At 48.6% G+C, this 16,173-nt stretch carries 12 protein-coding genes; 6 read left to right on the forward strand and 6 right to left on the reverse strand.

Annotated elements, in window-relative coordinates:
- The first annotated feature begins 55 nt into the window (after window positions 1-55).
- The 4 genes from KXR87_RS19400 to KXR87_RS19415 all read left to right on the forward strand — a co-directional run bounded on the left by KXR87_RS19400 (window position 56) and on the right by KXR87_RS19415 (window position 4,293).
- Window positions 56-1,048: a diguanylate cyclase gene (locus KXR87_RS19400; protein WP_437433882.1), complete on the forward strand. Its 993-nt coding sequence runs from the start codon at window positions 56-58 to the stop codon at window positions 1,046-1,048.
- A 104-nt stretch (window positions 1,049-1,152) separates the two neighbouring features.
- The gene (locus KXR87_RS19405; protein ID WP_437433849.1) at window positions 1,153-2,127 is read left to right on the forward strand and encodes a sensor domain-containing diguanylate cyclase; all 975 of its coding nucleotides are present in this window, start codon (window positions 1,153-1,155) and stop codon (window positions 2,125-2,127) included.
- A 72-nt stretch (window positions 2,128-2,199) separates the two neighbouring features.
- Window positions 2,200-2,724, forward strand: a complete 525-nt coding sequence (locus tag KXR87_RS19410) for a GNAT family N-acetyltransferase (RefSeq protein WP_437433850.1) — start codon at window positions 2,200-2,202, stop codon at window positions 2,722-2,724.
- 117 nt (window positions 2,725-2,841) lie between these two features.
- Window positions 2,842-4,293, forward strand: a complete 1,452-nt coding sequence (locus KXR87_RS19415; RefSeq protein ID WP_437433851.1) for a tagaturonate reductase — start codon at window positions 2,842-2,844, stop codon at window positions 4,291-4,293.
- Between the two features lie 390 nt (window positions 4,294-4,683).
- On the opposite strand, the gene KXR87_RS19420 is transcribed toward KXR87_RS19415, so the two are convergent.
- Complete coding sequence (locus KXR87_RS19420) at window positions 4,684-6,081, reverse strand: PLP-dependent aminotransferase family protein (protein WP_437433852.1); 1,398 nt, start codon at window positions 6,079-6,081, stop codon at window positions 4,684-4,686.
- A gap of 91 nt (window positions 6,082-6,172) precedes the next feature.
- On the opposite strand from KXR87_RS19420, the gene KXR87_RS19425 reads away from it, so the two are divergent.
- Complete coding sequence (locus KXR87_RS19425; protein ID WP_437433853.1) at window positions 6,173-6,652, forward strand: carboxymuconolactone decarboxylase family protein; 480 nt, start codon at window positions 6,173-6,175, stop codon at window positions 6,650-6,652.
- A gap of 140 nt (window positions 6,653-6,792) precedes the next feature.
- On the opposite strand, the gene KXR87_RS19430 is transcribed toward KXR87_RS19425, so the two are convergent.
- The 5 genes from KXR87_RS19430 to KXR87_RS19450 form a co-directional block, all read right to left on the reverse strand.
- Complete coding sequence (locus tag KXR87_RS19430) at window positions 6,793-7,449, reverse strand: DUF2931 family protein (protein WP_437433854.1); 657 nt, start codon at window positions 7,447-7,449, stop codon at window positions 6,793-6,795.
- Complete coding sequence (locus KXR87_RS19435) at window positions 7,446-9,317, reverse strand: PAAR domain-containing protein (RefSeq protein WP_437433855.1); 1,872 nt, start codon at window positions 9,315-9,317, stop codon at window positions 7,446-7,448. Before KXR87_RS19435 ends, KXR87_RS19430 begins: the two co-directional genes overlap by 4 nt.
- Before the next feature lie 244 nt (window positions 9,318-9,561).
- Window positions 9,562-11,136: a methyl-accepting chemotaxis protein gene (locus KXR87_RS19440; RefSeq protein WP_437433856.1), complete on the reverse strand. Its 1,575-nt coding sequence runs from the start codon at window positions 11,134-11,136 to the stop codon at window positions 9,562-9,564.
- 259 nt (window positions 11,137-11,395) lie between these two features.
- Window positions 11,396-12,634: an EAL and HDOD domain-containing protein gene (locus KXR87_RS19445; RefSeq protein WP_437433857.1), complete on the reverse strand. Its 1,239-nt coding sequence runs from the start codon at window positions 12,632-12,634 to the stop codon at window positions 11,396-11,398.
- A gap of 273 nt (window positions 12,635-12,907) precedes the next feature.
- Window positions 12,908-13,153, reverse strand: a complete 246-nt coding sequence (locus tag KXR87_RS19450) for a DUF2543 family protein (protein WP_437433858.1) — start codon at window positions 13,151-13,153, stop codon at window positions 12,908-12,910.
- 292 nt (window positions 13,154-13,445) lie between these two features.
- Between KXR87_RS19450 and KXR87_RS19455 the strand changes: the two genes are divergently transcribed.
- Window positions 13,446-16,013: an EAL domain-containing protein gene (locus KXR87_RS19455; protein ID WP_437433859.1), complete on the forward strand. Its 2,568-nt coding sequence runs from the start codon at window positions 13,446-13,448 to the stop codon at window positions 16,011-16,013.
- The last annotated feature ends 160 nt before the right edge of the window (window positions 16,014-16,173 follow it).

Consider the following 16,173-nt stretch of genomic DNA (forward strand, 5'->3'; position numbering starts at 1 on the left):
ACCTGATAATTTGCACAAAAGTTCGCGGGTGACTGGCAGCGCCTTTGTCAGAAGAATGTACCTGATGCGTATCCTGGGAACGTTTTTATGTTTCTTCCCCATTCTCTCCGTTCTTATTGAACTCAACAGGCCACTTTGGTTGTTGGTGTTGTTAGGCCTAAACGCCTTCATCTGGCCTACGGTTGCCTTTGCGCGCGCCCGCCAGGCCGCAACGCCGTTACGTGCGGAACACGACAATCTCGTTATGGATGCGGCGGCTGGTGGATTCTGGATTGCGATGATGGCGGCAAATCCCCTTCCTTCCGTTGTGATTGCCACCATTCTTATATCAGACAGACTCTCCGCTGGCGGCAGTGAGCTGATGCGTAAAGCCGCACTGACAATGGTGGCCGCGTTCTGCGCTGGATGGATAGCGCAGGGGATGGAGATTGCTCCGGTGGTTACGCAGCGCACCATGTTTGCCACGCTCCCCTTAATCGCGGTTTATATGGTGGCGCTGAGTGTCTTAACGGACACCATTGCCGTAAAACTGCGCTTCAAAAGTCGCGAGCTGGAACGTATTGCGATGATGGATCCTCTGCTGGATATCGCTAACCGACGGCTGCTTGAACAGCGTATCCAGTTCGAACTGGATCAGTTCAACCAGGCGCCGCTGCACGCCGCGCTTATCTCAATCGATATTGATAACTTCAAAGAGGTTAACGATCGCTTTGGTCATGAAGCCGGCGATGCGCTTTTAGTCTCCGTCTCACATGTGCTTCACGCCGCCACGCGCAAAACGGATACCCCCGCGCGACTGGGCGGGGATGAGTTTGTTATTCTGATGCCCAATACCACCCGGGATGAGGCGATGGTGGTGGCGACACGCATCCTTGAAGCCACGGCACACATCACCGTAAAAGCCGAGCACAGCTTCCGCTGTACCCTCAGTATCGGCATCGCTGTTCTGACGCCGGGAATGTACAGCGTTCCCCACTGGCTGAAAGCGGCGGATGACGCGCTCTACCGTGCTAAGCGACAGGGAAAAAACCAGATCTACGCCCACTAAACCTGCTGAATACGCTACGCTTTATCCTATGCACCGCGACGTTGACGCTGCCTGTTTTTATCATCGCGGAATAGATCAGGTAATGAATAGCGAGAAAGCACCCTATGAAAGCACCTGCAACTCCTGCCAATGAGGAACAACGCCTGGCGTCACTTCGCGACTCAGGCCTTCTCGACACCGGTACTAACGAGCGTTTTGACCGTCTGACCCGGCTCGCAAAGCGGTTGTTCAATGTCCCGGTTGCCCTGGTTACGCTGGTAGGGGAACAAACGCTCCATTTCAAGACCAGTGATGGCATGGCCTATGAAAACCTGCCCCGAAGCCTCTCTTTTTGCGGTCATACCATTCTCAGTGCGTCGCCACTGGTCATAAATGACACCCAACAGGATGAGCGATTTAATGGCAATCCGTTGGTTCATGGCGAAGAGGGTCTGCGCTTTTACGCGGGCTACCCCCTTCATCTTCCCGATGGGGCCTCCGTGGGATCATTTTGTTTAATCGATCGCAGCCCACGTGATTTCACCCCCGCCGAACTCGAGATCCTGAAAGATTTTGCGCTCATTGTGGAAAATGAGTTCGCGGTAATGAGTGCGGCCACCACCGATGAGCTGACCGGACTCTTTAACCGCCGGGCTTTTGACAGCCTGGTCAGGTTCGCTATCTCCAGCGCCCGTCGCCGTGCTGAGCCGCTGGCACTGGCGTGGCTCGATCTGGATGGGTTTAAACAAATCAATGACACCTGGGGGCATAGCGAAGGTGATGAAGCCCTGAAAGCGATGGCGGGGGTGATGCGCGCCAGCTTCAGAGAGGCCGATCTGCTGGTGCGTTATGGCGGTGATGAATTTGCGGTGCTCTTCTCGGACACCCATGAGAATGGCGCATGGATAGCCGTCGAACACCTTGCGGAGCAGACGAAGGCCTGGAACGCATCCTCCGGTAAACCCTGGCAGCTGGCTTTTTCCTGGGGCGTCAGTGAGTTTGACCATAACAGCGAGGGAGACGTGAAGCAGTGGCTCAGGGATGCAGACGAAAAGATGTATGCCATGAAATCCAAAAACCATCAGGCCCGCGGGGCATAACAAAAAACTCTGACGCTGCGGATTGTGCAGTAGCCAGGGTCAATGCATAGTGGTTGTTTTTAAGGAATAAAAATGACCACGCCTGCTTCTCTCCAGTCCCTTACCGCGGACGAAATCACCTCCTGTATTAATGAACTTAGTCTCGTACTGGAAAACTGTGTACAGGGCGGTGCCTCTGTCAGTTTCATGTTGCCCTTTGATCGCGCTACCTCCATCGCTTTCTGGCAAAACGTCGCCCTGAGCGTTTCGCGAGGGGAGCGAGTGGTGCTGGTCGAACGGGACGGGCAGGGTATTGTTGGTACGGTCCAGCTCATCCTCGATCAACCCGAAAACCAACCCCATCGCGCAGACGTTGCGAAGTTACTGGTGCACGAAAGGGCCCGGCGTCAGGGTATCGCGGGCCGCTTAATGGCCGCGCTGGAAACCGCTGCACGGGACGAGGGTAAAACCGTACTGGTTCTGGACACCACGACCGGCAGCGGGGCCGAAATCTTTTACAGCCGGGCGGGCTGGCAAAAGGTGGGAGAAATTCCGCGTTATGCATTGATGCCGGATGGGGAAATGGCAAGTACCAGCATTTTTTATAAGTTTTTGTGATAGCCGTTAAATTTGTCTGCTCACTTTGATCAAAACAGGGGTTAGTGGTTTAAAAGTCTGATAAGTTATTACACCAATCCTCCCAGGTTGTATGACTAATCAAAAAAGGAACCCATTGTGAACACTGTAAACCGTCGCGATTTTCCCGGTGCTTCTTACCCTGAACGCGTGATTCAGTTCGGTGAAGGCAACTTCTTACGTGCTTTCGTTGACTGGCAGATTGACCTGTTGAATGAACACACCGATTTGAATGCGGGGATTGTGGTGGTGCGTCCTATTGACAGTACCTTCCCACCGTCACTCAGCACTCAGGACGGTTTGTACACCACTATTATCCGTGGGTTGAACGAACAGGGGGAGGCAGTCAGTGACTCCCGGTTGATTCGCTCCGTTAACCGCGAAATCAGCGTTTACAGTCAGTACGAAGAGTTCCTGAAACTGGCCCACAATCCGGACATGCGTTTTGTCTTCTCAAATACCACCGAGGCGGGTATCAGCTACCATGCCGGTGACAAATTTGAGGATGCCCCTGCGGTCAGCTACCCCGCTAAACTGACCCGTTTGTTGTTCGAACGCTTTACCCACTTCGCCGGCGCAGCGGATAAAGGCTGGGTAATCATTCCGTGTGAGCTGATTGATTACAACGGTGAGGCACTGCATGAGCTGGTTGTCCGTTATGCGCAGGACTGGGCGTTGCCGGCGGCGTTTACGCAATGGCTCAATGAGGCCAATACCTTCTGCTCAACGCTGGTTGACCGTATTGTGACGGGTTACCCGCGTGATGAAGTGGCTAAAATTGAAGCGGAACTGGGCTATCACGACAACTTCCTGGATACTGCCGAACACTTCTATCTGTTTGTTATTCAGGGGCCGGAATCACTGGCGCAGGAGTTACGTCTGGATCAGTTCCCGCTCAATGTGCTGATTGTCGATGACATCAAGCCGTACAAAGAACGTAAAGTCGCGATTCTCAATGGTGCGCACACTGCGCTGGTGCCGGTGGCTTACCAGGCCGGTCTGGACACCGTAGGGGAAGCAATGAACGACGCAGAAATTTGCGCGTTCGTCGAAAAAGCTATTTACGAAGAGATCATTCCGGTGCTCGATCTGCCGCGTAATGAACTGGCCTCGTTCGCGAGCGCCGTAACCGGGCGTTTCCGTAACCCCTACATCAAACATCAGTTGCTCTCCATTGCGTTAAACGGCATGACCAAGTTCCGCACCCGTATACTGCCGCAGCTGCTGAAAGGGCAGGAGACACAGGGCAAACTGCCTGCTCGTCTGACGTTCGCCCTTGCCGCGCTTATTGCTTTCTACCGTGCCGAGCGTAATGGCGAAGCCTATCCGGTCCAGGATGATGCACACTGGCTCGAGCGTTATCAGCAGTTGTGGACGCAGCACCGCGACCGTCAGATTAGCACCACGGAACTGGTACGAAATGTTCTGTCCGTGAGCGAACACTGGGAACAGGATTTAAGCCAGGTATCAGGATTGGTAGAACAGGTTTCTCTGGATCTTGATGCTATTCTGCTGCGCGGTATGCGTGACGCGGTAAAACCGCTCTGCTAATTCTCGTCGCCCACTAAAAAGGGGCGCTCTCAGTCTTTGGCCGGGAGCGCCTTTATTTTTACTCTGCTATTAGTTACAACATACTATTTATCAATCTACTATTCCCGACATTAACATCGGCGCAAAAACCACAAATAGCTCATCAGTGCGGCTGTTTCTTTCTATACTTTTAACAGCCACACACGCGTCGACGCCGTCGACCGGGGAAAACCGTTGTGCCTTAACAGGTTCAACACGAACGAAGAGGGGGACAAGCAATGGAAAAGCTTGAAAAGACATTACCGCTCGTCATGGGTCTGGTATTCGGTATCTCGCTTCTTGCCACGGCATGGGATATCTCATTCGTCAGTGCTTTGCCCTGAGTAGTGTCTGAAAGGGGGTATCCCCCTTTCAGATCCCCAGATACGCCCGCGTTTCCGGCTCGACCCGTTTAAACAGAGCAATGGCCTCTCCCTCTGATACCAGGTTTGTATATCCCATAATCAGTCCATATCGTTCAGTCACATCGCTGTACCACTCGGACAGTGGACTCACTCTGAGCTGATGTTGATGCCAGATCTTTGCCAGCCCGACATCACTGATAGGCTGTTTAAGGTATGCCACGATATGCATCCCGCCATCACGATTTTCCACTTCCAGACAGTCGGAGAAGACGTGGCGGAGCGCAGCAATCATCATTTCCCGCCGCTGCTGATAGAGCGCGCGCATTTTTTTGAGATGCCGGAAGAAGTGACCCTCGGAAAGAAAGCTGGCGACAATTTTTTGCGTCAATATCGGCTGGCCGTTTTCAGTGATCTCGCCTGTTTCATGAAAGGCATTGATTGTCGAACGGGGCATTACCAGGTAGCTGATGCGCAGCGAGGGCAGGATAGTTTTGCTGAAGGTCCCCATGTAGATAACCCGGTCATGCGTATCCAGGCTTTTCAGGGCAGGTAACACTTTACGTGTGTAATGAAACTCTCCATCGTAATCATCTTCGATAATCCATGCATTGTTTGCCCTGGCCCATTCCAGAAGTTGATGTTTACGGGGCAGAGAAAGCGTAACCGCAAGAGGACTATGGTGGGAGGGGGTGGTGAAAACAAACCGCGTGTCCGGATGGTGTGCAAGGAGATAATTAACATCAAGACCCTGGGCATCGACCGGTACCGTATGCAGATTTTTGACCGTTCTTTTAAGCAACTGCTGGCCAAAGAAGTAACCTGGATCCTCCAGTACGACTTTATCCTGCTCTTCGGCGAGCGTTGTGAGGATCAGGGAGAGATTATTACGATATCCACTCGTGATGAATATCTGATTGGCAGAACAGTTCAGTCCGCGAGAAATATTGAGATATCGGGCGATGGCTTCCCGCAGAGGCGGATAACCCATCAGTGGTGGATTGACCATCTCGGTAGCAGGCAGAGCGCGCAGCGTTTTTGCGGACAGTAAGAGCCATTTTTTTGTCGGGAACGCATCCAGCGCGGGTATTCCCAGCCGCATAAAGCCTTGCTGGTCTCGAAGATTGACGACAGAGGCGAGCGGGGTGTCCTGCAATGGCGGCTGGGGCGCGATTTTCTTAACGGCAGGGAGTTTTAGTTCAGGATTGATTCGGGTACCCCGGGCACCCTGAGTCACCAGATAACCCTCTCCAGCCAGAATGGCGTAGGCTGTCTCGACGGTTTTACGTGCGACCTTCAGTTCAGTGGCCAGCAATCGCACCGAAGGGACTTTATCGCCGGGTTTACGTAAGCCTTGAAGGATATCTTCTCTGAATCGTGCATAAATTTCACGATATCCTGTCTTCATGTCCTACCTCGAAAGTGGTTTTTTGCCTCTTTTTACTATGCCATAAATCCCTATTATTGGTTCGGTTGAATTAATAAATGAGGAAAATGAAATGAGCGCACGCGTGAACCACTTCCAGACAATACCAACACTGATCAAAACCCTTGGCGATGCCAGTATGGCGTCGCATAAAAGCAGCCTGGATGGTGGCATTAAAAATCTGGTGGATATCAGGGCATCGCAACTGAATGGCTGCGCATTTTGTCTGGATATGCACGTTAAGCAGGCTAAGTTACGCGGTGAGCGTGAATTACGCCTCTACCATATTGCTATCTGGCGTGAGTCGCCCCTGTTCAGTGAGAAAGAAAAAGCGGCGCTGGCCCTGACTGAATCGGTCACGCGCCCGGACGCAGAAGGGATATCCGATGCGCTTTACCTTGCAACACGTGACTATTTCACTGATGAAGAGATCTCGGAGCTGACGTTTGCTATTGCTCTGATAAATGCCTGGAACCGACTGCAGCTCCTCTCCCGCATGCAACCCGGCTCGCAGGATGCCGCTTACGGACTTGATCGTGCAGGGCTTCAATAAGAAAACTGACCTATGAATAAAATTTACACGTAGAAACAACGGAAGAGCGCGAAGTCAGAATATAAAGTATTGATGATTCGCACTTACTGAGAAGGGATATCTGGCAACCAGTAGTAGATGCATGATTATCCCGCTCTTTTTTACCAGCTTCCGTAAGGGTAAGTTTTGTCTTTAATAAAAGATTGCGTGGTCTGGGTATAACGGTATCCCCTGGTATGGTTGGTTATTCCTTTGCATACTTTCAGCTTGTCGCCGGACAGGGTGGTAATGGCACGGGGGATCAGCGGCACATTTTCGCCTCCGGCGCTGTTCTGTAGCCAGATACGGACCTTGCCTTCTGGTGCCAGCCCAAACAGCAGGGTGTCATACCATGCTGTTTCGCCCATTAGATCCTTACCCGTTGGCGTCAGCATAATATCCCGCAATGCAGGGTCAAAGATAATGCGAGTTTCGTAGGTCCTTTTGTCGATAATGGAGTCCCAGCAAAACAGCATCTCAGCGGGCGGCCGTGGGGCTTTATTAAACAATACCTGCATATAAACCCTGTTATGCCATGTTGAAAATGTATCTTCATCATCAGGCGTGTAATCCAGGGTGAGATATGAGGAAACGATATTGTTTGAATCAATAATCATTACCCGGTTAACTGAGGCACTAAGTGCGTAGGGAGTAAAAAAGACAAAACTCCATTTGCCATAAGGCATCTCATCCGCTTCTAATAAAGTGTGCGGAACTCGTGACGTACAGGCTGCTAACAAGCTTATAAAGATGACAGAAGCAATGATTAAGGCCCTCATATTTTATGTCCGTCCATGTCATAAATAGTTCGCTGCCAGTTATCGTCTGGCCGATTAACAAACCCAATAAGAACTGAGGGGTGAGCACCTCCCTGGATCATTCCTGTCTTATCAGTCTTAATCGGATTCCAGTGGGCAGAACAATGAATATACTCATCGCCGATGATATCCAGCTCATCTAGAGTAAAGGGTGGAGGTATCTTACCAGAGCGCACTGCTTTTCCCATTCTGATGGCTTTTTCGCGCAGCGGGATGAGTTCATCTGGAAGAGTAAATTCATCATTTGTTTCAACATTATCAAACAAAACGCCAGCATCTTGCGCTGCATCAAGCATGACCCGCAACACAACTTTTGACCAATCATGTTTTACTTTCCTGTTACGCACCGTTAATGCCGCATAATTTCTTTTCTGAGCAACACCATAACGATCCGGTGGTAATCGGTCATCACACCATGTTTCAGCGTTTGTTGGGGTAGTATGCACTATTGGTGCCATTGCAGATGCAAGCTTAAGCCCAGCCTTCTTTTTCAATGTCTGACGGTAGCCACGGGTTTGCTCACCAGGCAAATTGGCAGGAACAGTATCCGTTTCCGGGCGGGTTAGAAATAAATTTTCGAAAACGATTGGGAGGTAGCCTCCGCCAATATCGGAATGTACACCCGGCAGGCTTAGTTCGGGCCATGCAGGTTGCACACTATTTAAAGCAAAATTAAAGCGACACTCATTTTCTGCGGTAATATGAAAAACTTTCTCAGCCACGCCTGGCCGCAAGACAATATTCACTTCTCCGGTATCTGCTGTATGCGGATTTAAACCATTGACAGGCGTACCGATCGCAGCCACCGTGTCCATAATACCTATAAAACGAACTTTGCCTGCGGGTGCTCCCTTGTAAGGTATCTCACCTGTACCTTTACGTATGGCTTCGACGATAATAGATTCTTCAGCATGAATACGATTAGCAAAATGTCGGGCGGCGGCCGCACCACGGCTGAAACCAAAAATGTCAAACTGGAGGTTAGAAAGGATAAGCTCATTATCGGCAGGTAGTGTTGATGAGAGCTGTTGTATGCTTCTCGAAATTGTTGATGATAGAAGCGATATGGCTTTGTCCGTTTTGGCCAACACTCCAGTATCAGATATTCCAAGCCCCTGCCCGATGACGCTATCTGGTTTACCGGACTCTGTGCCTATGCCATCAATATATATCGCTTGCTGCATGTGTGTTTCATGCTTATTAAACTTTTTTCTATATAACGTCGCCAACCAGTGCACATTGGTGTAATAGCCTAAATAGCTTGTCGCACCAATACCTTTTACATCAAATGATGCATCTGCACATTGACGCAATAAGTCTTCTACAGCAGGGTCAGAAAAACCATGAAGGTCAGCGGTGCAGCCTTGCATCATGTTGCTGATATTAAACGCGTTATTACCGGTGCCATCAAAGAACAAACCCAGCGTAAGGGTAATTTCACGCAACTTTTCTTCCGTTTCGCATTGCTGGCAATCTTCTGAGGCTGATTGTATCTTCCCGACCAATGATTTCCGGCCAGACTGCGCCCGTTGTTCAGGTTCATACTGTTCATAAACTCCGTACTCAACGTTCAGCTTCGATGCGATCAGTTTGGCATGACAGGGGCAACTGCTTCTACTGTGCTGCGAGCCTGCCATCCGCCTGCCTCCACGGTATATTTCAGGTACGCCTCCGACAATAATGTAAATGCCGGTATGTTTGCCACACGTTACCCGATCGAACTCTCTTGCTTGCGGCTCTCCCTCAATAACGTAATCCTCAGCGCCATCAATAATGATTCCGCCGCAGGTTGTCCGGTCCCCGATAACTAAAAAGTGTCCTTTTGTCATAACCGTCCTTCCTTGTTCCGTAAACTTATCGTCACTACCTTTTAGAGTAGCAATTCGTCTGATACTGCAAACTTCAATGCCGTGTCAGACGATAAGCAAGCAGAGTAATTGAAAGTGGCTGTTGAGGAAGCTGAGGGAGGGGGATTTAGTAAGGAGAAGTGCTAAATTAGGATATGGATATGGAGAAAAAACCAGGTAACAGGACGCCGATAATTCTGCGTCCTGATCTACAATGACCCAGTTATTAGGCGTTCTGCATACGCAGCTGGAAGAAACGCACCGAATCGCGCAGCATTTCACTCTGCTCCGTCATTGACTGGGCGGCGACCGCTGCCTGTTCTACCAACGAAGCGTTCTGTTGCGTCACGGTATCCATCTGGTCTATCGCCAGGCTTATCTCTTTGATGCCCTGATGCTGTTCAGTGGATGCCGCAGAAATTTCCGCTACGATGTCGGTGACTTTATTCACGGAAGTCACTATCTGCTCCATTGCACGGCTGGCCGTGTCGGCATAACGCGATCCATCAGTAATTTTGTCGACGGTGCCTTCAATCAAAAGCTTGATCTCTTTGGCCGCCGAAGAACTTTTTTGCGCCAGGTTACGCACTTCCCCGGCGACCACGGCAAAACCTTTACCTTGCTCTCCCGCACGGGCTGCTTCGACGGCGGCATTCAGCGCGAGGATGTTGGTCTGGAAAGCAATGCCTTCGATTACAGAGATAATATCGACAATTTTCTGCGAGCTATGGGCGATTTCATGCATACGCTTGAGCATATCATCGACCTCTTTGCCGCCTTTTACCGCCGTCTGCGAGGTTTCACGCGCCAGTTCACTCGCCTTTCTGGCGTTATCAGCATTACTTTTCACGTTCTCAGTGATCTGCTGCATGTTGGAAGAGGTCTGAACCAGAGAGGCAGCCTGTTCCTCAGTGCGCTGAGAAAGATCGCTGTTACCTTGCGCAATTTCATTAGCGGCAAGCGATATGGATTCGCTGCCATTAATGATGCCATCAATAATTTCAGCCAGCTTACTGTTCATCAGCTTAATGGTTGCTAACAGGCTGTTATTGTCGTTGTCGCGTAATTGCACGTCGGCTTTCAGATTGCCCGACGCAATTTCATGCATAATTGATACCGCATAGGCGGGCTCGCCACCTAACTGGCGGGAGAGGCTGCGCGAGATAAAGAGGGCGATGAACCCGGTGGCAATCAGCGCAAGCAGCAGCAAAGCAGAGAAAGTATAAAGCGCGCTGGTATAACCGGCCTGAGAAGCGCGTCCGGCCGAATCGCCCATAGCAACTTCCTGATCAACCAGTTTCGCGAGATCTGCCATCAATGAAGTGCGGTATTTAGAGGAGACCGCACCGCTAATTTTTGACGCTTCCTCCAGCCTGCCTGCGCTAACCGCTTCGATTACTTTGCCGTTAACGTCGACAAAGTTGCGAAAGTTATCAGCGACCGTTGTAAACAGGGCGCGCATCTCCTCAGGTGCGTCCTTACTGAGTTTTTCATAATGCTGCTGTGCATTGAGGAAGATTGCCTGATTTTGCAGCAGTTCCACGCGATGCTTTTCACGTTCTTCAGGGGTAACTGAGGCAATATACTGGGTTTGTTGAAGCCGCATTTCCGATAATACGCCACGCATCTCGAGCGTATAGCGAATGCCCGGCATACGATTTTCGCGAAATTTGTCGATATGATGATTGGTCGCGTTGAGCTGATAAATGGCAACAGCGCCCAGAATGAGCATCATTGCTATTAAGATAGAAAAACCGGTTAGTAATTTTGTTAATACAGATGTCTGGGACAATTTTTTCATGGTCGTCATTTTTGTTATGAATGGTAATAGTAATAACGGCACGCAGGCGAGAATGTTGATTTTATTTAATTGATCTTAATCACACAATTTTATCGTCATAAGATTGTGGTAATGCCCAAAAAGCAAGTTTACCTTAAGGGTTAAGATAATTGTTAATAATGTAAATAAAATGAAAATAAAATAATCATTATCAAGATGAAATAATGTTTCAAAAGAAACAGTCACCTGCTGGTAAAATACCAAACGTGACGAGTTCGGATTATTTACCGAACCCGACAGGGATCTCATCGGCCCATTTCGTGGCCCTGTTCATCATTTCCATAACAGTATGTTCAGAGATACCCAGTTCTCCCGCCATGTCACTGGCTTCCGTCCACAAACGTTTCTCATAGAGTTGCGCAAGAGTCACATAGCGATAGAGTATACCTTCCTGATCTTTAAGCGCTTCCATGACCTCTGGCGACACAGCGATTTGGCCCATTAACTCGTCGAGGGGCGTTTCAAGGATCACATCCAGCAGGGAGAACAGACCAACCATGAATGCTTCATTGGACAAGGCATGTGACGAACTGCGTCCGGCCAAAAGCTCACAAAACTTGGCACGGATCAGGCTCATATAATAAATCTCTGCGGTTCTGACGGTCTCAAATGAGGTTAAACATGCCACCAGCACAAAACGGCGCAGCTCATTAATGCCTAAATAGAGCACAATATCTTTCAAAGACTGATTGCGAAGTCCTGTTATCCCCCGGGTGTTATAGAGGATATTTTGCGCATAACGCATAATTTTAAAGGATAACGAAACGTCGCGTTTAAGCAGATCCTCAATCCTGTTCAGGCTCGGATATTCAACGTTCACTTCCTGCATAAGCTTTAGCGCAAATGCGCGATTATGCATCAACTTGTTTCTTTTATAGACAACCGGTTTGCTGAAAAAGTAACCCTGAAAGAGTTTGAAGCCCATTTTTTTATAGGCGTCGTACTCTTCGTTAGTTTCAACTTTTTCTGCTAACAACACAACGTTGCGTATTAGCTGGCGATGGTGTTGAAGATAACTTCCAATCTCCTGCTGCGTATTTTTTTGTACATCAAATTTAATGACATTGACGTAAGGAATGAAAATATCCCATTCCGGACTCATCGTGAAATCGTCAAGTGCCAGGCGAAACCCCAGGCTATGCAGCCTTTTTACAGCACTGAGGAGCTGCTGATCGGGGGAGGCGGTTTCCAGAATCTCGATAACAACACGGTTTTTTGGCAGTGTTTCTGCCAGCCCGTCCAGTATTAACTGATGCGGGAAGTTAACGTAAACCGAATTGGTTTCGTTTTTACGTCCTACCGGGGCACCAAAAAACTGCTCTTCGATAAGCTGGGTAGTGGCTTGTTCAGAAGACACATCCGGGAAACGGTTAGTCATGCTATCCCTGAAAAGCAGTTCATAGCCGACGGTGTTCATTTGACTATCGAAAATAGCCTGTCTGGCTACAAAAGCATACATTCGCTACCTCATCATTCCGCTCGAACTCATAACTCCACGTGATACAAGTTACCTTAACAGGCTGACGAAATGAAACTGTTAATGATGCAAAAAATTTGCAAATTAAATGTAAAAGGTCGGGAAAAGCCAGAAAATGCCGTGCATTTTAGTTAAAGCACGCATTTTGCTGCTTAAACCACCGCTACGCGGACCTGTCACCGGTGGTAGCGCCTACCGCCGGGCAACAGATTCACATCGTGCTGAGGATGAGCAGAAACGGGTCTTCGGGATGGGTTATTCATTGCCCCATTGGTTAAGGAACTCCGCAATTTCATCGATGCGGGCGGGATTAATGCCCGCTTCGAGTGCCATTTCACCCTGCGCTTCCTCACTGATCTCTTCGTTATTCATTAAACGGGTTAACAGTAACTGAAAGTAAGCCGCCAGCGCGTCGCGCTCGGCCTCATCGACCGGTTCGTTCGCCTCCGTCGCGTACTCATCTGCGATGTCATAGTATTTCAAAGAGATTTCCTGATTCATCAATCACTCCTGGTGCGTGTGCGCCTGTCAGTGGCAGCTATTACGGTATGTGCTGGATCATAGCATCTTTCGCGCCGCTATGAGGCTGGAGTCACGCTGGTGAGCAAATCCGCAGAGCGTGCGCATTTTTTAAACAAGAGAAATGTTTTATCAAGACAGCAAAAGAAATAGATAAAGAAGTCAGCGCGTTAGAATCCAGGAAATTTTATTACATTAATAAGTGAAATTGCCGATAAGTACATAACAGATAACATCATCTGATTTCTAATATAAAAAAATCGAGAACGGTTATATGGTTAATTTTCATCAAGATCTTACCTACGACGTGCCAGGGAAATCCAAATCATTGATAATGAGAACATTTATCATTCTGGTTCCTGTTGTGATAGGTGTGTTTATTGCCGCAATAAGCTCACTGTTTTATATCTCAGAACAGGTAAATTTTATTACAGACAGACATGATAGCTTTTTAATCACCCATGCTTTTGAAAAAAGGCAGTCAGATATGCGAAGCCATTTGCAAGATAACGCCGAGTGGGGCGAGGCTTATGTTCATTTGCATAATAAGGTGGACACGACGTGGGCCTGGGATAGCCAGAACCTTGGCAAATCAATCTTCGACAATTTTGGCTATGAAGGTGTTTTTGTGGTCTCTCACGACGAGAAGACAAACTACAGCGTCATCAATGGCAAACTCGTTTCGCAGGACCTGAAAGCGTGGCTCGGAGATGAAGCGTTGGCCGCTGACTTATTTCAACGTGTAAATAAGAACAATGGCAAAACCGTATCTTATCTTGCTATTACTAATTCAGTATTGAGTATTGTTTCCGCCGCCTGGATTGTTCCGGGAGAGGATAATCGTGTCTCTTATCGATCATCGGTCCACTCTTATTTGATTTTTGTAGACAGACTAACGCCGGAAAAATTAAAAAGGATGGGTGAGGAAATTGGCGTTAATGATATTCGCATAATAAATAACGCAGAGCAGAATTTTATCTCCAGCCAACGCGTCCTTTCTCTAAACTCCGCCGCAGGCCGTATTAGCGTGGGTTGGAATAGCGAAAACCCCGGGAAAAATCTTCTTGTCGTTCAGATGCCGCTGTTGTTTATTATCATGCTCCTCACTGTGATTCTGCTGCTGCTATTGCTTCGTCACCTGATAAAAAAAGCCAAGGCTCAGGATGAAAAAACTAAACTCTTGTGGCGCACCCGTCTGGCATTACAAAAAAGCGAGGAGCGTTTTCGCGATGCCAGCGAAATTACCAGTGACTGGCTCTGGGAGTCCGATGCCCATCTGACTATCACCTGGATTTCTGACAAATTCTCAACGGTTACTGGCCTTGATAAGAAGGACTGGATCGGTAAAAGTCTGGGGACTTTATTCCCGGAACAACAAAATCTGTTTAGCAACTGGTACGCACAAGAACAACCACCGCACTGCGTGGCTGAACACTGCCGGTATTTCACCAAAGATAATCACACGCGAATCTGTACGTTGGTTGCAAAAAAAATTGTTCTGGAAAATGGAGCAATCGGATTTCGCGGTGCCGCCACGGATATTACTGATGAAGTCGAAGCAATTAAACGTATCCACTATCTTTCTTTCCACGACGAGCTCACCGGTTTACCTAATCGCCATCAGATAAAAGAGCATCTCAATACGCATATCAGCAATTTACAAAACAGCCCCTTTGCACTCATCAGTATCGATCTTGATAAATTTAAACCTGTTAACGATCTTTTTGGTCATGCCGCCGGGGACGCATTATTAGCTGAGGTTTCGGTTCGTCTCCAGCGCTGTCTGCGCAAATGTGACCTGGTTGCGAGGCAGGGGGGTGATGAATTTTTAGTGGTACTCTCGGCGATGGATGAAATCCATAACATTAATGACATTTGCGCCCGGATTGTGGAGGCGTTAAATCATCCCTTTGTTATTGAAGGCAATGAGATATCTGTTGGCGTCAGTATGGGCGTAACGCTGGCACCTGAGCACGGCACCACCAGCACCGATCTTCTACGCTATGCCGATATTGCCCTGTACCGCGCCAAACAGACTGGAAGGAATAAGTGGGTTCTCTATCACCCTGATATGTATGAAGAAATTTCCGAACGCAGGCAGCTGGAAATCGAGTTGCGCTCGGCAATACATAACAATCAGCTCTTCCTGGTCTACCAGCCAAGGTACAATGCCTGCACTAACAGGATTGAGGCCGTTGAGGCACTGGTTCGCTGGCGTCATCCACAGAAAGGTATCGTGATGCCGGATACCTTTATACCCGTTGCCGAGGATACGGGGTTAATTGTTGACCTTAGTGACTGGGTATTGAAACGCGCCTGTACTGATGCACCGCTTTATTTCAGGAATAAAGCGGTGTCGGTAAATATTTCCGCTATAGAGTTTAGTTCAGGCGATCTTTGTTCCCGAATCGCCAGAATTATTGCCGAAACCGGGTTTGATCCCCACAAACTGGAAATTGAAGTCACCGAAAATGTCATTCTCACGGATCCGGATAAGACCTTTAACATCATGAAAAAACTCAAAGAGCAGGGCGTCCGTTTTCTCATCGATGACTTTGGCACGGGCTATGCGTCAGTGAGTTATCTACGTAAATTCCATTTTGACGGCATCAAACTTGATAAGAGTTTTGTTAATGCAATGGACGAGTCGGCAGAGAGTCAGAATGTGGTCGAGAAAATGATCGCGCTGGGTAAAGCTTATTCTATGGAGGTCACCGCTGAAGGGGTCGAAACAGAGCAGCAGATGAATTTTTTGATAGAAAATCAATGTGATGTGCTGCAAGGATATTATATTAGCAAACCTGTTGAAAGACAGCTGCTGGATTTGAGTTTTAGACGATAACGATAAAAACTTCGCTTTACGGGAGTGAGAGGTGAAGTATCTCACATTCCCGTAAACCTCACCGAAAGGTAACTGCGATCGTTCAGAATTAACCATAAAGTTTGCCTGAGTTTCCGCCGATAACATAACAGTGAATAAATTAGATAATTAAGCATGGCTT

The sequence above is a fragment of the Yokenella regensburgei genome (assembly GCF_051486985.1).
Classification (GTDB): domain Bacteria; phylum Pseudomonadota; class Gammaproteobacteria; order Enterobacterales; family Enterobacteriaceae; genus CBFFRJ01.